The organism is Ralstonia sp. SET104 (assembly GCF_003851545.1).
Classification (GTDB): Bacteria; Pseudomonadota; Gammaproteobacteria; order Burkholderiales; family Burkholderiaceae; genus Ralstonia.
Genome location: NZ_BHVX01000001.1, coordinates 290,875 through 312,938, shown reverse-complemented (window position 1 = coordinate 312,938; position 22,064 = coordinate 290,875). Strand labels below are relative to the sequence as shown.

The following is a 22,064-nucleotide window of genomic DNA, read 5'->3' as shown; positions in this document are numbered from 1 at the left end:
CCTCCTGCAGAAAACAAGAGGGCGCACCGCTGCAGACCGCCGCCTGGAGCACAATCGCACGGCAGGAAAACGAGTGACACAGTCACCGGAAAGGGGGCCAACGTGATAACGGAAACGCTGGACATGCAGCGCGGCTTGTTGCTGAGCCTCTCCCCAGGGCGCCGGACGTACTGGATGGCGCAGGCAGTGGCCTTGCTGTCGCTCGTGGTGCTGCTGTCTGCCGTGCCGTTCGCCAAGGTGCAGCTGGCGCAACTTCCGTCGTTCGTGCCGATTTACGAATCGGTGCTCATCCTCAATGACCTGATTACCGCCGCGTTGCTCTTCGGACAGTTCGCCATCACGCGGTCGCGCGCCATGCTGGCGCTGGCCAGCGGCTACCTGTTTACGGCCGCCACAGCAGTGGGGCATCTGCTGTCATTTCCGGGGCTGTTCACGTCTGGCGGCCTGCTGGGCACGGGGCCGCAGAGCACAGCCTGGATCTACATGTTCTGGCACGCGGGCTTTCCGCTGTTTGTTATCGCTTACGCCGTGCTCAAAGGGCGCGAAGAACGCGATCCCGGCCGCTTCCCGGCCCACACGCTGACGCGGCAGACCGCGCTGGGCACCGTGGCCGCCGTGCTGGGCGCAGCGGCAGCCTGCGTGGCGCTGGCCACCGCCGGTGAACATCTGCTGCCCACCATCATGGCCGCCAACCGCTACACCCACATCATGTGGATCGTGGCCGGCGGCACGTGGTGCTTTTGCGTGGCCGCCCTGGTCGTACTGTGGCGCAGCCGCCCACACCTCACGCTCGACATCTGGCTGATGGTGGTGCTGTGCGTGTGGATTTGCGACGTGGCGCTCAGCGCCGTATTCAATGGCGGCCGGTACGACCTCGGCTTCCATGTGGGCCGCGTGTTCGGTCTGATGGGGGCGAGCTTTGTGTTGCTGCTGTTGCTGATTGAGAACACCGTGCTGCATTCGCGGCTGGCGGCGGCACGGGCGGAAATCAGGCGGCTGGCGGCGAACAATGTGAAAGATCGGGAGATGGATCGCTGAACGCCCTGCCGCCCTGCCGCCCTGCCGCAAACGACAGCGATGCAAACATCAGAATTGAGAGCCGGCGGGCTGCGAAGAACGCTCCGTTATTGCCATGTGTCCTGGCTGTTGTTGTTACAGACAGCCGCAATGACGATGCGGCGCGGCTACACGCAAGCCATCGTCAGCTGACGAGACAGCGCACACCAACTCAGCCGCAAATGACGGGCTCGGCCACCGGCGCCACGCTAGCGGCACCAGGCACCGCCGGCCCGTTTCGTCACATCGCCGGCTTAATATGCGCAACACAACAACGCAGGTTTCAAAAAAGGGGTAGGACTTGTCGCACAGCATCATCTCTCTGGCCGTGGCTTGCGTCTGCTGCATGAGCCAGGCGGCCTTCGGACAAATCACAATGGAAGCGCCCCTGATTGATGCGCCCCCAACCGAAGCGCTCCAGGCAGAAGCACTGCCGATGGGCACACTCCAGGCACAAACGCCCCAGGCACAGGCACCGCAGGCAGAAGCCCTGAATCCAGAACCCATCGCAAACGCAGAACCCGTTGCCAATGCAGCGCCTGCCGTAAAGGTCAACCAAAGCTATTGGGCCGCCGAAGGCCTGAACACGCGGATGCGCAAGGCCCACGCAGTCACGCTGTATTTGATGGACCCCGCCCGGACGCCGCTCAAAGCCGTGGACGAAGCGCGGCTGAAAGACGCCGGCTGCGAATACACCACCGAAGACACCGCGCTCATTGCCAACCTGATCCAAACCATGGAACGGGCCAGCGTGCGCAGCAACTCGTTCCCACTGCCGTTCGAGCCTCGGGAAGCGGTGTACCTGGCGCTCGGGGGCGGCAGCGAGATGAAGCTGCTGTTTGATAAGCCCTATCAGAATCAACCGGACGTGCTGGGGCACATTGATGGCCAGCCGGTCACGGTCAGCAAAGGCGTGGTGGAAGGGTTGTACCGATGGGCTGCAAAGCTAAGCCGCGCGCGCCAGTGCGAGCACTTTGTCGGGCGGTATCGGGATTAGCCGGGGCCGGAGCCGGGGCCGCTGCAGTTTCACGCTCCGCACGCATGCCGGCAATCTGAGCGGGTTCTATTGTTCGCAGCGTGCGCACAGCGCAGGACGTTATGCCCGGCCTGCAAACCAGCACAAACACCACCACCGGTATCTGGATCAAGATCAGCAGCGCTGCAACCCACGCTGCCAACAGCGAATAGAACACCAACGGCCCTGTTCTGACTGCAGCCAAGTCAACGTGCACAAGCAGCGTATAAACAAAGAACACCGCGCCCACCACGCCCACCACGCTTGACAAGCCTGAGAGCGCCCAAACGGCCAGAGATGCTCAGGATCGGTTCACCTTGCCCCCGCTGCGACAATTTGCTCGGCTAATGTGGGCCAGAGCGCAGGACTGTCTGGCAACTGCCGATCGGTCCGGTCTTGACCCAGCATGAAGCCAGCCGCCAATGTGGAGATACCCAAGAAGAACATCACCACCACGCGCAGGCGGATACCGGGCCGGCGAAGTAGCGCAAACAGTACAAGCGGTATCTGCGCCAACACCAGCAAGCCCGCCACCAGCAAAGCGAACGCGGCGTACACCACCAAGGGCCCGGTTCTGACGGCCGCATGATCGACATGCGCCAGCATCGAATGTGCGAAGTACACCGCGCCGACTACGCTCAACGTGCCCGCCAAGGCTTCCGCCCATTGCAAGGCGCGTGAACGACTCATCGCAACCTGCGCCACAAATGCAGCGCTGCTTTCAGGGCTCGCCCCGCACACCGGGCACGTTGCCGTATCGGCCCACTGCGCCGCTGCCCTTTCGTCAATGACCGTGAACGCGCCGCTTGTTGTGGCACTGCCACCAGCGGCTGCACAAGCGCGAGGCCCCATTTCACCCTCCCAGTCCAATCAAGTCCCATCTGCCGGATGCAGACAGCGACCTGCACTGTGGTGGGCGAAGCAACGCTTGCCTATCGGCTCATTCTGAATTGCGGGTTGCATGTTTCCCGCCGACGCAGGGCGGACCGGCACGCCTCCAAGAATCAGAAACTGCCGATACCGGCCAGCGCGTACCACAGTCATGGTTCCGTGCTTTCACCACGACACAGGGAAACGCAGATGGCAACGCAAGCCCCCATCCAATCCGGCTTTGAAAAATAGACGGATGGAATCGACAACGCAGTCGGAAATTCACAACGGAACGCAGGCGGCATGCATGCAAGCGATAAGCGCACTCTGCGGGGCCATTGTCGTCATTGCATCCGTGGGCAGCGCCTTTGCCACAGATGCCCCTTGGCTGCAGCCTGGAACGATTGAAGAAATAGCACCCGGCCCCTCTTGGGGTGGCGTCTACCGCGTGCCTTATCTCTGACTAGATAATATTTTGCAAACTTTGATGCGATTATTGTGATTTTTTATAAATCAAAAATTATTCTATTACGCACGGTCTATGCTGGCCTTGGCGCTGCATGGATATTCATACCGCTGCTCCCATTCTAAGATCAGATCAACGACCACGATCAGGCAAACGATCACCACGGTATTTTTTCGCAAATTAGCTTACGCATTAAATGAAAAAATTAAATAAATTTCTTCAGTCCATATCGCCGCACAAGCTGCAATAAAACGATCGAAGTCGCGCAGTGATTACACCATCAACAAATCCTGCCCCGCCCCCGTCAAGCGCGTTCATGCTCACGCATCTCGGTGATCACGTGAATGATCTAATTGAAAAATCACCAAGCCTGCACCGTGATCTCGTGCAGCTCGATGGAAAAGGCTGGATTTTCAAGTACGGAGAAAACGGTCAAGGTGGCTTCACCTCCAAGGCGACAAAAACGATTGTTTTGGATCGCAAGAAAAACGGGAATCCGGCACATGCCGTTATCAGTCTTTCCAGAGCAGTAGGATACCTTGCACATGAACCTCGCTCGAAATATTCCTCACTGGAAGACATCGTGAATTGTCATATGGAGCAGATTGGATGCGGAAAAATAAACACCATCAAAGTGCAGCGCGAAATTGCTTCCAATGGCGGGCCTGACATCCTTGGCAACACTGATGGAGAAAAGGTCAATTGGAACAAAGAATATGACAACTATTTGAACAGCAAAAAAAGGCGTAACGATCGAGAAGCGATCGGAAAATTATTATTCAGATGGGACGCCAGTCCTAAATCATTTGATGATTACAAAGATGCGTACAACACAATCGTTCTGGGCAAGCTTTCTCACCTCAATTTTCCACAACGCCAAGCCAGTGAATTTTTTTCAACAGGCCTGGGCGATGAAGTTGACGAAATGATCAAAAAATCGCCAAGTCTGGTAGGTGACATCTTGCAACTCAACAAAGAGAAATGGCGCATCAACTACGGAAAAAATGGGCAAGGCAGCCACTGCGTAAAAGGGAACAAAATCATCGTCATCGACCATAAAGATTCACCAAACGTAGAAGCCATTGTCGACACCTTGGCGCATGAGGTCGGGCATGCATTGTACAAAGTGCCCGCAGAATTACACTCAAAGAAAGCCTTCGTGCAATCCCGTATGCTGGATGAGGCTGCAGCCATCATGTGTGCCATGAACACAAGGGTCGAAATGGTTTCAAACGGAGAGCGCCGGATAGATCTTGAGAAAAAATATCCAGCTTCGTTCTCGAATAACCGTGATGTTTACCTTCAACACTCCCGACTAAAGAGGGGTGAAAAACTCAACACCGTTCTTAGCTCCGTGGCCGCTGAAATCACGCCCATTTCAATAAATCCCGCGTCTGGACTAATGGTCAAAGATTACTATTCAAATCAATACGATGGCATTCCAAAATTGAGAATTTTGACAGATAAAATTCGCCATGGGTTCGAGACAAAATTGACGGCAAGCAGCAAAGACAATTCACGCAGTCTGGAACGCTGATGAATCAATCCAAGTTAACACTATGGCAAGCAATTGACTTGTTCGTCAGTCAACTACCGTTCTCGAAGGAAAAATTGGAGGCTTCGCTTGGTTTTCCATTGCTCGAAACCAGCCGAAACGCGCACATGGCGTTTTTTGAAAGCCCGCGTGCAATAGATCTTGCGGACAACGGGAAAATTGCAATGCTGGATCTACGTCTGAGTACAGACAACAAGGGCGCTGGCTTTCTACTTTTGGCGCTCAATGGGGTAAGCATTGGTGTTGACGAAGTGCACGCGCGCTACCCCAACCTCATCGTGACGGACCTACCTCGGGGGCGCTCACCCCAAGAGGTAACGACGCTCACCGCATCTTTGCCTTGGGGGACCTTGGCGTTCGGGTATCGAGAGCGCATTCCAGACCGGCTTGCTTACCTGACCATCGATCCGGAATAGAACGTTCAGGTCGTCACCTTCGGCGCAGTAGCGCCGTGGGAGGGGAAAAAACAAGCGTTGGCGGCAAGGCTCAGCGGGCACCCCCATCCACTGTCTTGCCCTCTGCGTATTGAGTTGGAAGCCACCCACCGGTGAGGGTGGGCTGCCCCATCGCACGCAGCATCAGCGGCAACAACGCCAAAGCATGCATGCGCGGCCATTCTGATGCTCGCGGCCTTATCTGCCCCTCGCGGCGCAGCCGGCTGAAAGCAGCGATCCGGTTTCGCGTGGCCAATGGGAAGCTGGCACCGGCATCGCTGGCGTGTGTGATGACGCCGTCACCAAGGTAGCGGGGTGGCGGAGGAGGCAAACGGCTTGGAACGGCCCCCAAACTTATCCGCCAGCCCTGTCACCCGACAAACTTATAATGTTGCCCGGCCACCCGCCCACGCCGCCACCGCGTGCCGCGCACAAAACTTGCGCCGCACACGCAGTGGCGCCGCCGGGCCGGTGCCTGATGACACATCGGGCACACCACCCGGCCAAGCCCTTTTGACCAACGCCATGCCCTACCGCTTCCGTTCGTTGTCTGTTTTGTGCGCCGCTACTGGCATTGCCGCCGTGGCTGCATGCAGCTCTGCGCCCACGCCGCTCTATCAGCAGGAGCAGTTCGATGCGGCCGCGAGCCCCTATGCGCGCACGTTCCACGCCAAGTCTGATGCGACGTGCGAGGCCGCACGCCGGGCGCTGCTGAGCCAGGGGTATGTGTCAAGCTCGCCGCGCGCAGACACGATCGATGGCAGCAAAAATTTTCAGCCGAGCAATGATTCGCACGTGGTGATCTCGTTCCACGTGGTGTGCGCAGAGGCCAATACCGAGGGCACGTCGAGCACGGCCTATGTGAACGCGGTGCAAGACCGCTACACGCTCAAGAAGACGAGCACGTCGGCCAGCGTGGGGTTGAGCATTCTGGGCTCGGTGTCGCTGCCCATCGGCTCGGGTGACGATTCGATGGTGAAGGTGGCAAGCGAGACGATTCCGGCCGGGGTGTTCTACGAGCGCTACTTCAATCTGGTGGACCACTTTCTGAAGATCGACCCCGCCCGCCACGACCGCAAGATCGCCAAGGCGGCGGAGAAGGAACACGTGGCCCCACTGCCCGAGCCTGCGCCCACGCCGCAGGGCGAGCCGATGAAGATGACAACGCCCGTGGTGCCAACGCCTGCCGCGCCGCCTGTGCCGGTGGCCGCGCCTGCATCGGCTCCGGCCGCTGCGCCAGTTCCGCCCCCGGTGGCCGCGCCCGCTTCTGCGCCCGCCGCGATGCCCGCCGCACCGGCATCGAATGCACCTGCGGTAACTACGCCAGCGCCAGTTCCGCGTTCGGCGCCTGCATCTGAACCAGCGGGTGCGACAACCGGCGGCGCGGGCTGAAAACAAGCCAATCCACCCAGTGATGCGCAGGCCCAGGCGGCGCCCGCATCACTGGCCGACAGCCAAGACCTGTGAGACAGTGGGAGCCCCCAACAGCGGCACCCGGCAACCGTCTTGCCCGACACAGCCCAAGTCCTGTAGCGCATAAGGTGGCAGACGTTGCACATGCCGGTGCCCGCCCTTTCCGGAGACACGCATGGTCAGCAAGAACACGATTTGCCTGTGGTACGACCGCGACGCGCTCGACGCGGCCAAGTTCTACGCCGAGACCTTCCCCGACAGCAAAGTCACTGCCGTGCACCACGCACCGGGCGACTACCCTGCCGGCCAAGAGGGCGATGTGCTGACGGTGGAGTTCACGGTGGCGGGCATTCCGTGCCTGGGGCTGAACGGCGGCCCAGGCATCCAGCACAGCAATGCGTTTTCTTTCCAGATCGCTACCGACGACCAGGCCGAGACGGATCGGCTGTGGAACGCCATCGTCAACAACGGCGGCCGGGAAAACGCATGCGGCTGGTGTCAGGACAAGTGGGGGCTGTCGTGGCAGATCACGCCGCGTGTGCTCACAGCGGCTTTCACCGACCCTGACCGCGTGGCAGCCAAGCGCGCGTTCGAGGCAATGATGACGATGACGAAAATCGACATTGCCAGGATTGAGGCAGCGTGGCGGGGGAGTGGATCGGCGGGTTGATGTCGGGCAGCAGCCAGCTGGGCGACGCAAGCGCAAACCGTCACGACCCGATCACGACGCGCGAAACCGATGGGCAAGCGTGTGATAGAACGACGGCGTCAGCGCCTTTGACACCTGGCTGGAGAGCAACGCCACGGCCATGAGCGGCAGGACCATCTCGTGGCCGTCGATCATCTCCATCACGATGACGAACGACGTGATGGGCGACTGCGTGACCGCCGCCAGATAGCCCACCATGCAAAGCGCGGCCAGACTCGGCAGCGGCACAGCCGACGTCAACAGCGCCATGATGTTGCCAAGCCCTGCCCCAATCGATAGCGAGGGGGCAAAGATGCCGCCCGGAATGCCCGACAGGTATGACGCGATCAGCGCGGCAAATTTGAGCACCGCGTAGAACGGCGAGAGCGCCTGGTGGGTCTCCAGCAGGCCCCGCGCTTCTGCATAACCGCTGCCAAACGTGGTGCCGCCGGAAGCCAACCCGATCAGGGCGATAGACACGCCGCACAGAAAAGCAAACTGCACCGGCCGCGCCTGGCGCAGTTCAACCAGCGGCGCGGGCATCCAGCGCGGGATGTTGAGCAGCAGCCAACCAAACACGCCGCCCGCCACGCCCGAGAGCGCGCTGGCGGCAATCACCACCGGCACCAGCGCCAGATGAAACTGGCCGATGGCCTGAATGCGCCCGAAATACAGGTAGTTGCCCTGCAAGCCCAGGGCAACCACGCCGGAAAAGATGATGGCGGTGATCAGCGTGCCGCTGTTGCGCGCCACGAAGCTGCGCGTGAGTTCTTCAATGGCAAAGACAACGCCGGCCAGCGGTGTGTTGAACGCTGCCGCCAGGCCCGCCGCGGCGCCGGCCAATGCAAGCTGCCGCTCGATGTGCTGGCTGCTGCGTCGATAGCCCCGGCGCATTGCATACATGAGCGATGCGCCAATCTGCACCGTGGGCCCTTCCCGGCCAATCGTGAAACCGCAGAGTATGCCCAGGAACGAGACCACGATCTTGCCGATCATGATGCGCAGCGAAAGCAGGGAGTTGGATAGCCGCCCATCTTCCAGCGCCGCGATGACCTGCGGAATGCCGCTGCCTTCCGCGCCACGAAAGAACTGCCGCGTCAGCCAAATGGCGAGTGCCGCACCCAGCGGCGTAATGACGATGGGCAGCCAGAACGCATGCGAGACCATGCCGCGAAAGACTTCAAAGCCGAAGTCGATGAGCTTGGCGTACGCCACGGAAACCAGCCCGACCAACACCGCGCCGAGCCAGAAAATGCCGTAATTGGCCCACAGTCTCCGGGCCCGACGCGCGGGCTGATCGGCAATGCGGAGACGAGAAAACATGGGCGTGAGCGTCCGTCTGTGAAAGGCGGACATTATACGGCGCGGCATCCGGCGCTACCGCCCAGCGATGGAGCGCAGCGAGTCAAACAGGCTGTTCGCCGTCGGTATGACCTTGGCGGATACCGGAATCAGGAATCAGGAATCAGGAATCAGGAACGTGAGCGATCAACGCAGGCTGACCAGTGTCTGCAGGATCGTGTCTGGAACCGCGCGAACGCACATTGGGCGCCACAGTGGCGCCGATGCTCGTCGTGGGACCAGTGCACGCGCACGGCCAGAGCTTCCGCCACATGCCGTGCTGCGCAGGGAAAGACTTGGGCTTACCAAACCAAGTCTGCCTTTTTTAACAAGGTCGACAAGGGTCGTAACGTGTTTTCGCGGCGCTCAGGCTGCAACGCGATTGGGGCAGATTGGAGCCGATTGGGGCCGGGTGTGGTCAATTCGCATACAGGTGACCGTGATAGAGTCGACCGCCCCCCTCCCGGATCGCGTAGCCCTATGTCGACATTCGCACTGGTTCCCAAGCAAACGGCGTTGTTGGTGATGCACTACCAGACCGACATCATGGGGCTGTTTCCATCAGTCGCGCCCGCGCTGCTCTCTAACACGCGCAAGCTATGTGATGCCGCGCGAGCCAAGGGCGTTCGTGTCTATTTCGCCAAGTTCCACTTCAGCCCCGGCTATCCGGAAGTCAGCCCGCTGAACAAGAACGGGCAAGGCGTGAAGCAACTGGGGCTGTTTGTGGAAGACCGGATCTCGCCGGAACTTGGCCGGCAGCCAGATGAGTCGATCGTCGTCGCGCACCGGGCCAGCGTGTTCTACGGGACGGATCTGCAGGTGCGGCTTTCCGCGCAGGGCGTCGACACCTTGATCATGGTGGGCGTTGCATCGACAGGTGTGATGCTGTCGTCCATCGCACACGCGAGCGATGCGGACTATCGCCTGTTCACCGTGAAGGACTGCTGCTACGACCCGGATCAGGTCGTGCACGATCATCTCTTCGCCACGGCGTTTGAATCACGCACGACGGTGCTCTCGCTGGCGGATGCGTTGTCGTTGCTTGCCTGGCATTGAGCGGTCACGCAGCCGACGTCAACCCGGCGTCCCACCCGGCTTGGCGCCGATCGCCTGAGGGTGCCCGCCACGCTCACGGCTGCTGAGGCTATCCAGCGCTCAGGCGCAGACGACCTTGTTCTTGCCGGCGCGCTTGGCTTGATACATGCCACGGTCGGCGCGATGAATGGCGGCCATGGGCGCTTCGTCTTTGCCGACTTCCGCCACCCCGGCAGAGAAGGTGATGAACAGCCGGGTATCGCCCGCCGCAAAGAAGCGCTGCGTGAGCGCCCGCTGCAGCCGGACGATGGTTTGCACGCCTTCTTCCAGGCCCGTATCGGGCATCAGGATCACGAATTCCTCGCCGCCAAAACGGGCGAGCGTGTCTTGCGGGCGCATCGATTCACGGGCCACCTGGGCTAGGTGCGATAGCGCATCGTCGCCAAAGCTGTGGCCATGGGTGTCGTTGATCGACTTGAAGTCGTCGATGTCCAGAAACGCAATCGACAATACGGTGTTCTGGTGCGCGGCGCGGGCGACTTCGCGCTCCAGCGCTTCCTCCAGACCCTTGCGGTTGAGCGCGCCGGTCAGCAGATCGTGACGCGCCGACGCCGATGCCATGTCGAGCGCCTTGCGCAACTGTGCCACCTCGGCGGCGGCTTCTTCAGCCTTCACCTTCATGGCCGACAGCACGTCGCGATTGCGGGCTGACTCCAGCGACATCCAGCGGGTGGCCGATAGCGCGTCCTGAATGGCCGGCGCGATCTCTGCGATGCTGTTGGCTGATTCGATCTTCTTGGCGCAGGCCTCCATCTGGCGGTGGTGCTCGCCCGAGGTTTCGGCCGCAGCGGACAGGCGCTCCATGAAGGCGGCCAGCAGCCGCTTCATCTCTTCCTGGGCCTCGATCGACTTCGTCTTCAGCGAGCTTTGCTTGTGGATCACCTCCATGAGGCGGCGGCGCAGGTCGTCCAGCCGGCGCAGGCTCACGGGGGCTTCGCTGGCCCTCATCAGGGCTTCGATCTGGCCACGCAGCCAGCGGTCGTCCAATGACAGCTCGCCGATGTTCTCGAACACCAGTTGCAGAAGGCCCAGCAGCGTCCGGCGGATCTCGCTCTGGTCTTGCGTCGCGGCCGACAGCCGATGGTTGAACGTCGCCAGCTTGGCGTTCAGGTTGGCAAGGCTTTCGAACTCGGAGCGGCAGGCCCTGATCAACGCCCAGGCGGCAGGGCCGATGGTGGCGTCGTCTTCGCCCAGCACCGGCAGGCAGCATTCAACCGTATGCGCGAGCTGTTCGCACAACTCCCGCAACAGAGTCATCCGCTCGGTGTCCTGGGTGTCTGCGTGTGGCCCGCTGCCAGCGATTTCGTAGTAGATCGAGGCGAAATTGTCTGGCGTGGGCGCCAACCTGCGTGAGGCCAGCAGCCTGAGGGCATGCCGGGCGGTCTCCGAGGGATTGTTTTCTGTCATTCCGAACTACAGATGGGCAAGCAGGATTGGAGCGCGATTTTCCACGGTTCCGGCCCCACCGAAAAGCCCGCCCAAAGGTTTATGTGGGCATTGCGCTGCATGCCTGAGACACGCGGTGTTGCGTGTCCAGGCAAGCATTGCGGTGGATCGGCTCTTCCCGTCTGCAGATAACCCGGCGCAGTGGCAGCGCATTGCGCGTCCACGCTCTGCTGGTGTTTGCGATGTAGTTGCCAGCGCAGGCAAAAAGCCGCGGCTGATTCCAAAGTCGGGCCGCACGATAGCCGCACGATAGCTGCACGACGGCCGCACAAGCGCAGCACAACAGGCTACCCAGCCTGCAAGCGTCGCCACAGGGTTGTCTTGCTGATTCCCAGCGCCGCACACACGGCATCCCGATCGCCGCCGTGCGCGGCCAGCGCGGCGCGTATCTCTTCCGCTTCCACGCCCCGGCTGCGCTCGCGCAGCGTCAACGCCGCCGTTTGGCCTGGCGCGGCGTGCGCAAACACTTCCGGTGCGATCAATCGCAGCACGTCTTGCGTGATGGCGTTGGTGTCATCGGTGTCAGCCAACTCCACGGCAATGCGTTCGATCACGCTCTGCAGTTCGCGCACGTTGCCGGCCCAGGTGTAGCGCCGCAGCGGCTCGGCAATGTCGGCCAGCACGCGGGCGGCCTCTTCGGTATCGGCAATGCGCAACAGCAGGCGCGGTTCGCGGCGCGCGGCTTGCACGAGCAGTTCTGCGGCCAGAGGTATCACATCGCCGGGGCGTTCACGCAGCGGGGGCAGCGCAATGCTGAGGATGTTGAGGCGGTAGTACAGGTCAGCGCGGAAGGTGCCCGCTTCCACCGCGTCCGTCAGCGCGCGATGCGTGGCAGCCACCACGCGGATGTCGACGCGCGTGGGCTCGGTGGAACCCAGCCGCACGACCTCGCGCTCCTGCAGCACACGCAGCAGGCGGCTTTGCAGCGGCAGCGGCATCTCGCCAATCTCATCAAGGAACAGGGTGCCGCGGTGCGCGGCTTCAATCAGCCCGGCCTTGCCGCCCTTGCGCGCGCCGGTGAAAGCGCCCTCTTCGTAGCCGAACAGTTCGCTCTCCAGCAACGCCTCGGGAAACGCGCCGCAATTGATGGCGACAAACGGAAAGTCGCGCCGCCCGCTGAGCTGATGCATGCCCTGCGCGACCATCTCTTTGCCGGTGCCGGATTCGCCCAGCACGAGCACGGTGGCATCGGACTTGGCATAACGGCGCACCAGCGTACGCACACGCTCGATGGGCACGGATTCGCCCACGAGGTCCTCGATCCGATAACGGGCGCTGAAGTGCTGCGGGCGCTGGCGTGAGCGCAGCGTGCGATCCAGCCGCTCCACCGCGCGGGATTCCTGGAAGGTGAACACGGTGCCTTCTGCGCCGGTGCCCGAGCTAGAGAGTGGGCCGCGGTGGATGACGTAGTTCACGCCTTGCACGGTGCCCAGCGTATCGCCATCAGCATCAGGCAGTTGGCCGAACAGATTGGGCGCGATGCTCAGCAGCGGATGCCCGATGGCCTGCTTGGCCTCGATGCCCAGCGCAGTGGCAAGACGCTGGTTGATGGCCTCAACGCGGCCCTGCGCATCGAGCGCAACCACACCATCGCGCAGATGCTGCAGCAGGTTGTCCAGCCGCTGGCGGCGCAGTGTTTCGCGGCGCGTGGCCTGCACGACTTCCAACGCAGTGTCGAAGGCCGCGCGCACCGAGTCACGCGAATACAGGAACACCGCGTTCATGCCAGCCTGCGCGGCCAGGTCTGTCACCAGGCCAGGGCCGACCACCGCGCCCACGCCGCGGTCTCGCAAATCCAGCACGCAGCTCTCTGCGCCCTGGCGCGAGGTGTATGAGGCAAACACCACGTCCATGCCATAGGCGGCGACGAAGCGGCGCACTTCATCGGGCGTGTCGCCGTGGGTCACGAGTGCCACCGATGCTGCATCGCCGGGGGCCGTACGTCGGGCGCGGGCCAGCGCATGCATCACGTCAAAACCCGTCGGGTTGATGACCACCACTGGCAACGACAGCCGCGGTTTCAGATACGCGCCGTTGGAGCCGCCCGCGACCACCACATCGGGACGCTCAGCACCGGCGGCTTCGATCTCGCGCACGATGTCTTCAAAGCCGCGCGTGATGACGCGCAGCTCGGCGCGGTCGTTGTATTCGGCGGCGATGTCGAGGAAGAGATCGCTCAGGCGGCTGATGCCGCAGGCCCAGATGCGGGGGCGGGCGGCCTGGTCGGCGGGCGTGGGGCTCATGGTGCGGTGCGAACAGCGGAAACGGCGGAAACGGCGGAAACGGCGGTCCGGTCATTATGCGCCGCGAATTTCTACATTGAAATTAAAAATTTCATTTTTGAAATGATGCGCACAAGGGCGGCCACGTCACTCCCATACAAATCAATGGGTTACGCGGCGCAGCCAAGGTGGCCCGCTTCCTGCTCACTGAGGCCATTCTTTACGGAGCCCGCATGAGCACAACCCAACGTCACCCCACCAGCGCCGGCGCCAAGTTCCGCGCTGCCGTTGCCGAATCCCAGCCACTGCAAGTGGTGGGCGCCATTACTGCGTACGCCGCCAAGATGGCGGAGCAAACCGGCTTCAAGGCCGTGTACCTGTCGGGCGGCGGCGTGGCCGCCAACTCGCTGGGCATTCCAGACCTGGGCATCAGCACCATGGAAGATGTGCTGATCGACGCCCGCCGCATTACCGACGCCGTGCAGATTCCGCTGATGGTCGATATCGACACCGGCTGGGGCGGCGCCTTCAACATCGCGCGCACCGTCCGCTCGTTCATCAAGGCGGGCGTGGCGGCCGTGCACATGGAAGACCAGGTCGGCCAGAAGCGCTGCGGCCATCGCCCAGGCAAAGAAGTCGTGTCCACTGACGAGATGGTCGACCGCGTGAAGGCCGCCGTGGATGCCCGCACCGACGATGACTTCGTGATCATGGCCCGCACGGATGCGGCGGCCTCGGAAGGTGTCGATGCTGCCATCGAGCGCGCCGTGGCCTATGTGGAAGCCGGTGCGGACATGATCTTCCCCGAAGCCATGAAGACGCTGGACGACTACCGCCGCTTCAAGGCCGCCGTAAAGGTGCCCATCCTGGCCAACCTGACCGAGTTCGGCAGCACGCCGCTGTTCACCACGCAAGAGCTTGCCAGCGCCAACGTGGATATCGCGCTGTACTGCTGCGGCGCCTATCGCGCGATGAACGCAGCCGCGCTCAATTTCTATCAAACCGTGATGCGTGACGGCACCCAAAAGGCCGCCGTAGAAACCATGCAATCGCGCGCCGATCTGTATCAATATCTCGGCTATCACGCATACGAAGACAAGCTCGACGCACTGTTTGCTGCACAGAAATAACGCCCACAAGATTCCCACGCATCCAAGGAGACCATTCATGAGCGAAGCTGACAACAACACCCCGGCTGCAGGCGCATTCAAGCCGAAGAAGTCCGTTGCCCTGTCGGGCGTGACGGCAGGCAACACCGCGCTGTGTACGGTGGGCCGCACCGGCAACGATCTGCACTACCGCGGCTATGACATCCTCGACCTGGCCGGCGCGTGCGAGTTTGAAGAAGTCGCGCACCTGCTGGTGCACGGCAAGCTGCCCAACAAGGCCGAACTGGCTGCGTACAAAGCCAAGCTGAAGGCGCTGCGCGGCCTGCCCGCCAACGTGAAGGCCGCACTGGAATGGGTGCCCGCCTCCGCCCACCCGATGGACGTGATGCGCACAGGTGTGTCGGTGCTCGGCACCGTGCTGCCCGAGAAGGACGACCACAACACCCCCGGCGCGCGTGATATCGCCGACCGTCTGATGGCATCGCTCGGTTCAATGCTGCTGTACTGGTACCACTACAGCCACAACGGCCGCCGCATCGAAGTCGAAACTGATGATGATTCGATCGGCGGCCACTTCCTGCACCTGCTGCACGGCGTGGAGCCGTCCAAATCGTGGGTCGACGCGATGCACGTGTCGCTCAACCTGTATGCGGAGCACGAGTTCAATGCATCGACGTTCACGGGCCGCGTGATTGCCGGCACGGGCTCGGACATCTACTCGGCCATCACGGGTGCGATTGGCGCGCTGCGCGGCCCCAAGCACGGTGGCGCCAATGAAGTTGCGTTCGAAATCCAGAAGCGCTATGACACGCCGGATGAAGCCGAGGCCGACATCCGCCGCCGCGTGGAAGCCAAGGAAGTCGTGATCGGCTTCGGCCACCCGGTGTACACGGTGTCCGACCCGCGCAACAAGGTCATCAAGGAAGTCGCGCGCAAGCTGTCGAAGGAGGCCAGCAACACCAAGATGTTCGACATTGCCGAGCGCCTGGAAACCGTCATGTGGGACATTAAAAAAATGTTCCCGAACCTGGACTGGTTCAGCGCCGTGTCGTACCACATGATGGGCGTGCCAACCGCGATGTTCACGCCGCTGTTCGTGATTGCGCGCACGTCCGGCTGGGCCGCGCACATCATCGAACAGCGCATCGACAACAAGATCATCCGCCCGAGCGCCAACTACACCGGCCCGGACGACCTGAAGTTCGTGCCAATCAGCAAGCGCGCATAAGAAAACAAAAGAGAAAAAAAGAACCTCAACCCAAGCCTCCAGACGGTTTGGCTGTTGACGTTCCTGCCCTTGATGGCGCCTTGAATTTTTGTAAGCGGGCGGAAAAAAGACGGGGAACTGTTTGAGCGAAGCGAGTTTTCCCCGTCTCCGCCCGGTTACGAAAATTCAAGGAGTCTTTCGCCATCTCGGGCGCGCCTTTCTTTGCTGACTTTCTTTGGCAAGACAAAGAAAGTCAGTCAGCCCCGGCAGGGGATGAAACAAGGGATGGACCCACACCATGAACACAGCACACCGCAAACCCCTCCCCGGCACCACGCTGGACTACTTCGACGCGCGTGAGGCCGTAGAAGCCATCCAACCAGGCGCCTACGACAAACTCCCCTACACCTCCCGCGTGCTGGCCGAGAACCTGGTCCGCCGCTGCGACCCCGCCACGCTCACCGCATCGCTCAAGCAACTGATCGAACGCAAGCGCGATCTGGATTTCCCCTGGTTCCCCGCACGTGTGGTGTGCCACGACATCCTCGGCCAAACCGCACTGGTCGACCTCGCCGGCCTGCGCGATGCCATCGCCGACCAAGGCGGTGACCCCGCCAAGGTCAACCCGGTCGTGCCGGTGCAGTTGATCGTCGACCACTCGCTGGCCGTGGAGTGCGGCGGCTTCGACCCCGACGCCTTCGCCAAGAACCGCGCCATTGAAGACCGCCGCAACGAAGACCGCTTCCACTTCATCGACTGGACCAAGCTCGCGTTCAAGAATGTGGACGTCATCCCGGCTGGCAACGGGATCATGCACCAGATCAATCTGGAGAAGATGTCGCCCGTCATCCAGGCGCACGACGGCGTGGCCTACCCCGACACCTGCGTCGGCACCGACAGCCACACGCCGCACGTGGATGCGCTGGGCGTGATCGCCATCGGCGTGGGTGGGCTGGAAGCCGAGAACGTGATGCTGGGCCGTGCGTCTTGGATGCGCCTGCCGGATATCGTGGGCGTGGAGCTGACGGGCCAGCGCCAGCCCGGCATTACCGCCACCGACATCGTGCTGGCACTGACCGAGTTCTTGCGCAAGCAGAAGGTGGTGGGCGCGTATCTGGAGTTCTACGGCGAAGGTGCCTCCAAACTCACGCTGGGCGACCGCGCCACCATCTCGAACATGGCGCCCGAGTACGGCGCCACGGCGGCGATGTTTTCGATCGACCCGCAGACGCTCGACTACCTGCGCCTGACCGGCCGCAGCGACGAGCAAGTCAAGCTGGTAGAGACGTACGCCAAGGCCGCAGGCCTGTGGTCCGACACGCTCAAGCATGCCGAGTACGAACGCGTGCTGCGCTTCGATCTGTCGAGCGTGGTGCGCAACATGGCCGGCCCGTCCAACCCGCATGCACGTGTGGCAACGGCTGACCTGGCCGCCAAGGGTATCGCCGCCAAGTGGGAAGACACGCCGGGCCAGATGCCCGATGGCGCGGTCATCATTGCCGCCATCACGAGCTGCACCAACACCAGCAACCCGCGCAACGTGATTGCCGCCGCGCTGCTGGCGCGCAATGCCAACCGTCTGGGCCTGACGCGCAAGCCGTGGGTGAAGAGTTCGCTGGCGCCCGGCTCCAAGGCCGTGGAGTTGTATCTGGAAGACGCCGGATTGAAGGCCGAGTTGGAAAAACTGGGCTTCGGCATCGTCGCGTTTGCATGCACCACATGCAACGGCATGAGCGGCGCGCTGGACCCGAAGATCCAGCAAGAGATCATCGACCGCGACTTGTACGCCACCGCCGTGCTCTCGGGCAACCGCAACTTTGATGGCCGCATTCACCCGTATGCCAAGCAGGCGTTCCTCGCCTCGCCGCCGCTGGTGGTGGCCTATGCGATTGCCGGTACGGTGCGTTTTGACATCGAGCGCGACAGCTTTGGCACCGATGCCAACGGCAAACCCATCCTGCTGAAAGACCTGTGGCCGACCGACGAAGAGATCGACGCCATCGTGCGTGCATCGGTCAAGCCGGAGCAGTTCCGCCGGGTCTACATCCCGATGTTCGAGCAGCGCACGGAAGCGGTCGCCAACGTCAACCCGCTGTACGACTGGCGCGCGCAGAGCACGTACATCCGCCGCCCGCCCTACTGGGAAGGTGCGCTGGCCGGCGAGCGCACGCTCCGTGGCCTGCGCCCGCTGGCTGTGCTGGGCGACAACATCACGACCGATCACCTCTCACCGTCCAACGCCATCCTGGCCAGCAGCGCCGCCGGCGAATACCTCGCCAAGATGGGCCTGCCGGAAGAGGACTTCAACTCGTATGCCACGCACCGCGGCGACCACCTGACCGCGCAGCGCGCGACGTTTGCCAACCCCACGCTCATCAACGAGATGGCCGTGGTGGATGGCGCGGTGAAGAAGGGTTCGCTGGCGCGCATCGAGCCCGAGGGCAAGGTCACGCGCATGTGGGAAGCGATCGAGACCTACATGGAGCGCAAGCAGCCGCTCATCATCATTGCCGGTGCCGACTACGGCCAGGGCAGCTCGCGCGACTGGGCCGCCAAGGGCGTGCGCCTGGCCGGCGTGGAAGCCATCGCGGCCGAAGGCTTCGAGCGCATCCACCGCACCAACCTGATCGGCATGGGCGTACTGCCGCTGGAGTTCAAGCCGGGCACCACGCGCCTGACGCTGGGCATTGATGGCACCGAAACCTTTGACGTGATCGGCGAACGCAAGCCGCGTGCAGACCTGACGCTCATCATTCATCGCAAGAGCGGCGAACGTGTGGAAGTGCCCGTCACGTGCCGGCTGGACAGCGATGAGGAAGTGTTGATCTACGAAGCCGGTGGCGTACTGCAGCGCTTTGCGCAGGACTTCCTTGAGTCGAACAAGGAGGCCGCATGAGCCACCCTGCACAAGTGAAGATTCCTGCCACGTACATGCGTGGCGGCACCAGCAAGGGCGTGTTCTTCCGCCTGCAGGATTTGCCGCTGGCAGCGCAGGAACCCGGCCCCGTGCGCGATGCGCTGCTCATGCGCGTGGTCGGCAGCCCCGACCCGTACGGCAAGCAGATCGACGGCATGGGCGGCGCCACATCGAGCACCAGCAAGACGGTGATCCTGGCCAAGAGCACGCGCCCGGACCATGACGTGGATTACCTGTTCGGCCAAGTCTCTATCGACAAGCCGTTTGTGGACTGGTCGGGCAACTGCGGCAATCTCTCGGCCGCCGTGGGGCCGTTCGCCATCAGCAATGGCTTGGTGGACGCCAACCGTGTGCCGCAGAACGGCACCGCCATCGTGCGCATCTGGCAGGCCAACATCGGCAAGACCATCATTGCGCACGTGCCCATCACCAACGGCGCGGTGCAGGAGACGGGCGACTTCGAGCTGGACGGCGTGACCTTCCCGGCGGCAGAAGTGCAGCTTGAATTTCTCGACCCCGCGGCGGAAGAGGATGGTGATGGTGATGGTGATGGTGGCGGCGCGATGTTCCCCACCGGCAACCTCGTCGATGATCTGGACGTGCCCGGCGTGGGCACGCTCAAGGCGACACTGATCAACGCGGGCATCCCGACCATCTTCATCAACGCGGATGCCATCGGCTACACCGGCACCGAACTGCAGGACGCTATTAACAGCGATGCGAAGGCGCTGGCCATGTTCGAGACCATCCGCGCGCACGGCGCAATGCGCATGGGGCTGATCAAGCATATTGACGAGGCGGCCACGCGCCAGCACACGCCCAAGGTGGCGTTTGTGGCGCAACCGAAAGACTACGTGGCATCGAGCGGCAAGCAGGTCGGCGCGGGTGATGTGGACCTGCTGGTGCGCGCGCTGTCGATGGGCAAGCTGCACCACGCGATGATGGGCACGGCTGCGGTAGCCATCGGCACCGCAGCGGCAATTCCGGGCACGCTGGTCAACCTCGCGGCGGGCGGCGGGGAACGTGGTGCGGTGCGCTTTGGGCATCCGTCCGGCACGCTGCGTGTCGGTGCCGAGGCCAAGCTGGTGGATGGCGTTTGGACAGTCACCAAGGCCATCATGAGCCGCAGTGCGCGCGTGCTGATGGAGGGCTGGGTGCGCGTGCCAGGCGCCTGAGACGTTTGAATCCGTGGCGGCAAGCGCGCCGCCCCGTTCAGATCAGCGGGATCTGCAACACAGCGCGCAAGCCCCCGCCTTCCCGGGGCATCAACTCGAGTGCCCCGCCAAAGCGATCTGCAATCGCGCGCACGATTGAGATGCCCAAGCCCGCGCCTTCGCCTTGGCGCCGGCCTTGATCCCCCCGCCAGAAGCGCTGACCAATCTGCTCGGCCTGCTTGTCGTTCAATCCCGGGCCGCGATCAGCCACCTCAATGCGGCATCGCTGTTCCCGACTGTCAAACGCCACATTGAGCGTAATCGGCTGATCTGCCGGGGAATATCGCAACGCGTTGTCCACTAGATTGCGGATGCCGGCGTCCAGCATGTGCTTTGGCATCGGCGTGCCAGCATCGGTGCCGCTGGCGGTCAGGACGATACGCGCGCGCGCGGCGTCATTCATGCGCGCGAGCATGTCACTCACCACCGCGCTGACCGACGCGCACGGGTCTACACCTTGCGTCGAAGCCTCGGTGCGCGCCAGCGTCATCATCTGATCCAGCGTATGGCGCAAGCGCCGGACGCCTTCTTCCGCCTGCCTGAGCGAGGCGTGCGCCTCTTCCCCCTCAACCAGCCGCGCGACTTGCAGATGCGTGTCGATGGCCGTCAAGGGCGTGCGCAGTTCGTGCGCAGCGGCATCGGTAAAGGCACGCTGATGCGCCATGGCCTGGGCCAGACGATTCAGCAGCCCGTTCATCGCGCCAATCACGGGGCGCAACTCGGTAGGCGCGTGCCCGTCGTCAATGGGGCTCGTATCGTCGGTGCGCTTGTCGCGCAAGGTCTCGCGCAGCGTTTTCAATGGCGACAACCCGCGGTCGATCCCGAACCACAGCGCCACCAATCCGCCCACCACCGCAATCAGGAACGGGATGCTGGCCGCGCGCAGCATTTCAGAAGTCAGCACTTTGCGCTTGTCGATGCGGTCTGCGGTGATGATCTGGTAACCGTGGCGGTCCATCAGGAAGATGCGCCAGGGCTTGCCGTCGATCTCGCGTGTGCTGTAGCCCTCTGGCAGGGTGTTGTCAGCGGCGCCCGGGCCACCGTTGGTTTGCGCAATCACTGCGCCCTGCTCGGAACGGATCTCGCAAGCGACGCCGTCCTGGCCGCTGACGCGAATCACCTCCGCCCAGTCCGGCTGGGGCGCTGCGTGCGGCGACACCTGCGGCAGCAACGCCGCTCGCGCCATCAGCCCCGAGACCATCCTGGCGGACATGGCAAGCCGCTCGTCCAGCGCTCGGTCCAGATTGGCCTGGACGCCGTGCATCATCCATGCCGCCGCCAGCGCCCAAGGGACGATCAACGCAATCCCGGCGATGAGTACAGCGCGCCAGCGCAGGCTCATATGACCCTCCAGCCGAGTCGGTACCCCAAGCCCCGCGAGGTCTCGATCACATCACCACCGAGCTTGCGGCGCAGGTTGTGGATGTGCACGTTCAAGGCGTTGCTGCTGACGGGTTCTGCCAGCCCATATAGACGCTCATGCAGCATCTCGGGCGTGAGCCATCGGCCACCCGTGTTGGCAAGATGGGCGAGCAGATCGACCTCGCGGCGGGTGAGCACAACGGATCTGTCGTCCAACCACGCCAAGCCGCTGTCGGGCTCCAGGCGCAAGGGGCCGGCCTGGATGACTTGCGTGGCACGGCCCTGCGTACGCCGGATGAGCGCATGCAGACGCGCCGCCAACTCGCGCAGGTCGAATGGCTTGACCATGTAGTCATCTGCGCCGCCGCTGAAACCGTTCAGCCGATGCTCGATCGCATCGCGCGCTGTGAGAATCAGCACCGGCAATGTGGGCTCCACCGCCCGGAGCTCAGCCAGCAGTTCCATGCCATCGCGGTCCGGCAACCCGAGATCCAGCACGAGTGCATCAAAGGTATTTTCAGCGTGCGTGGCTTCTGCCGTTGCGGCGTCGGCCGCATGCTCGACGGCAATGCCATGCGCGCGCAGGCCGACGACGATGCCGTTTGCGATCAGTTGATCGTCTTCCACCAGCAGTACGCGCATGGGTTCATCCTT

Annotated in this window: 17 protein-coding genes; 11 read left to right on the top strand and 6 right to left on the bottom strand. The window is 62.5% G+C overall.

What is annotated here, in order from left to right; all coding sequences use genetic code 11:
* The first annotated feature begins 102 nt into the window (after positions 1 to 102).
* Together PSUB009319_RS01435 and PSUB009319_RS01430 are read left to right on the top strand one after the other, a co-directional pair.
* Positions 103 to 1,038, top strand: a complete 936-nt coding sequence (locus PSUB009319_RS01435) for an MASE4 domain-containing protein (protein ID WP_260392785.1) — start codon at positions 103 to 105, stop codon at positions 1,036 to 1,038.
* A gap of 394 nt (positions 1,039 to 1,432) precedes the next feature.
* Positions 1,433 to 2,053, top strand: a complete 621-nt coding sequence (locus tag PSUB009319_RS01430; protein WP_124380469.1) for a hypothetical protein — start codon at positions 1,433 to 1,435, stop codon at positions 2,051 to 2,053.
* A 330-nt stretch (positions 2,054 to 2,383) separates the two neighbouring features.
* On the opposite strand, the gene PSUB009319_RS01425 is transcribed toward PSUB009319_RS01430, so the two are convergent.
* Positions 2,384 to 2,761, bottom strand: a complete 378-nt coding sequence (locus PSUB009319_RS01425) for a hypothetical protein (RefSeq protein WP_124380468.1) — start codon at positions 2,759 to 2,761, stop codon at positions 2,384 to 2,386.
* A gap of 962 nt (positions 2,762 to 3,723) precedes the next feature.
* On the opposite strand from PSUB009319_RS01425, the gene PSUB009319_RS01420 reads away from it, so the two are divergent.
* From PSUB009319_RS01420 to PSUB009319_RS01405, 4 genes are all read left to right on the top strand, one after another.
* Complete coding sequence (locus PSUB009319_RS01420) at positions 3,724 to 4,944, top strand: hypothetical protein (RefSeq protein WP_124380467.1); 1,221 nt, start codon at positions 3,724 to 3,726, stop codon at positions 4,942 to 4,944.
* The gene (locus PSUB009319_RS01415; protein ID WP_124380466.1) at positions 4,944 to 5,378 is read left to right on the top strand and encodes a hypothetical protein; all 435 of its coding nucleotides are present in this window, start codon (positions 4,944 to 4,946) and stop codon (positions 5,376 to 5,378) included. The genes PSUB009319_RS01420 and PSUB009319_RS01415 overlap by 1 nt, the downstream gene beginning before the upstream one ends.
* 543 nt (positions 5,379 to 5,921) lie before the next feature.
* Entirely contained in the window at positions 5,922 to 6,788 is an 867-nt protein-coding gene (locus PSUB009319_RS01410) for a DUF2242 domain-containing protein (protein WP_124380465.1), read from the top strand.
* A 196-nt stretch (positions 6,789 to 6,984) separates the two neighbouring features.
* Entirely contained in the window at positions 6,985 to 7,479 is a 495-nt protein-coding gene (locus PSUB009319_RS01405; RefSeq protein ID WP_124380464.1) for a VOC family protein, read from the top strand.
* 51 nt (positions 7,480 to 7,530) lie between these two features.
* On the opposite strand, the gene PSUB009319_RS01400 is transcribed toward PSUB009319_RS01405, so the two are convergent.
* A complete protein-coding gene (locus PSUB009319_RS01400; protein WP_124380463.1) occupies positions 7,531 to 8,820 on the bottom strand; it encodes a chloride channel protein in 1,290 nt (429 codons plus the stop codon).
* 498 nt (positions 8,821 to 9,318) lie between these two features.
* Here PSUB009319_RS01400 and PSUB009319_RS01395 point away from each other — a divergent pair, with 498 nt between their 5' ends.
* Positions 9,319 to 9,894 (top strand): isochorismatase family cysteine hydrolase, encoded by a 576-nt coding sequence (locus PSUB009319_RS01395; RefSeq protein ID WP_124380462.1) that lies wholly within the window; start codon positions 9,319 to 9,321, stop codon positions 9,892 to 9,894.
* A gap of 99 nt (positions 9,895 to 9,993) precedes the next feature.
* On the opposite strand, the gene PSUB009319_RS01390 is transcribed toward PSUB009319_RS01395, so the two are convergent.
* A complete protein-coding gene (locus PSUB009319_RS01390) occupies positions 9,994 to 11,340 on the bottom strand; it encodes a GGDEF domain-containing protein (RefSeq protein WP_124380461.1) in 1,347 nt (448 codons plus the stop codon).
* A gap of 326 nt (positions 11,341 to 11,666) precedes the next feature.
* Positions 11,667 to 13,622: a propionate catabolism operon regulatory protein PrpR gene (gene prpR, locus PSUB009319_RS01385; protein WP_124380460.1), complete on the bottom strand. Its 1,956-nt coding sequence runs from the start codon at positions 13,620 to 13,622 to the stop codon at positions 11,667 to 11,669.
* 212 nt (positions 13,623 to 13,834) lie between these two features.
* Here prpR and prpB point away from each other — a divergent pair, with 212 nt between their 5' ends.
* The 4 genes from prpB to prpF all read left to right on the top strand — a co-directional run bounded on the left by prpB (position 13,835) and on the right by prpF (position 20,009).
* Complete coding sequence (gene prpB / locus PSUB009319_RS01380) at positions 13,835 to 14,731, top strand: methylisocitrate lyase (protein WP_124380459.1); 897 nt, start codon at positions 13,835 to 13,837, stop codon at positions 14,729 to 14,731.
* 37 nt (positions 14,732 to 14,768) lie between these two features.
* On the top strand, positions 14,769 to 15,938 hold the full coding sequence (prpC, locus tag PSUB009319_RS01375) for a 2-methylcitrate synthase (protein WP_124380458.1): 1,170 nt from the start codon (positions 14,769 to 14,771) through the stop codon (positions 15,936 to 15,938).
* A 277-nt stretch (positions 15,939 to 16,215) separates the two neighbouring features.
* Positions 16,216 to 18,813: a Fe/S-dependent 2-methylisocitrate dehydratase AcnD gene (gene acnD, locus PSUB009319_RS01365; RefSeq protein WP_124380457.1), complete on the top strand. Its 2,598-nt coding sequence runs from the start codon at positions 16,216 to 16,218 to the stop codon at positions 18,811 to 18,813.
* Positions 18,810 to 20,009 carry a 2-methylaconitate cis-trans isomerase PrpF gene (prpF, locus tag PSUB009319_RS01360; RefSeq protein WP_124380456.1) on the top strand — a complete coding sequence of 400 codons (1,200 nt, stop codon included), beginning with the start codon at positions 18,810 to 18,812 and terminating at the stop codon, positions 20,007 to 20,009. Before acnD ends, prpF begins: the two co-directional genes overlap by 4 nt.
* Positions 20,010 to 20,046: 37 nt before the next feature.
* Here prpF and PSUB009319_RS01355 read toward each other — a convergent pair whose 3' ends face one another.
* Positions 20,047 to 21,390 (bottom strand): ATP-binding protein, encoded by a 1,344-nt coding sequence (locus tag PSUB009319_RS01355; RefSeq protein ID WP_124380455.1) that lies wholly within the window; start codon positions 21,388 to 21,390, stop codon positions 20,047 to 20,049.
* Positions 21,387 to 22,052 (bottom strand): response regulator, encoded by a 666-nt coding sequence (locus PSUB009319_RS01350; RefSeq protein ID WP_124380454.1) that lies wholly within the window; start codon positions 22,050 to 22,052, stop codon positions 21,387 to 21,389. The genes PSUB009319_RS01355 and PSUB009319_RS01350 overlap by 4 nt, the downstream gene beginning before the upstream one ends.
* Positions 22,053 to 22,064: the final 12 nt, after the last annotated feature.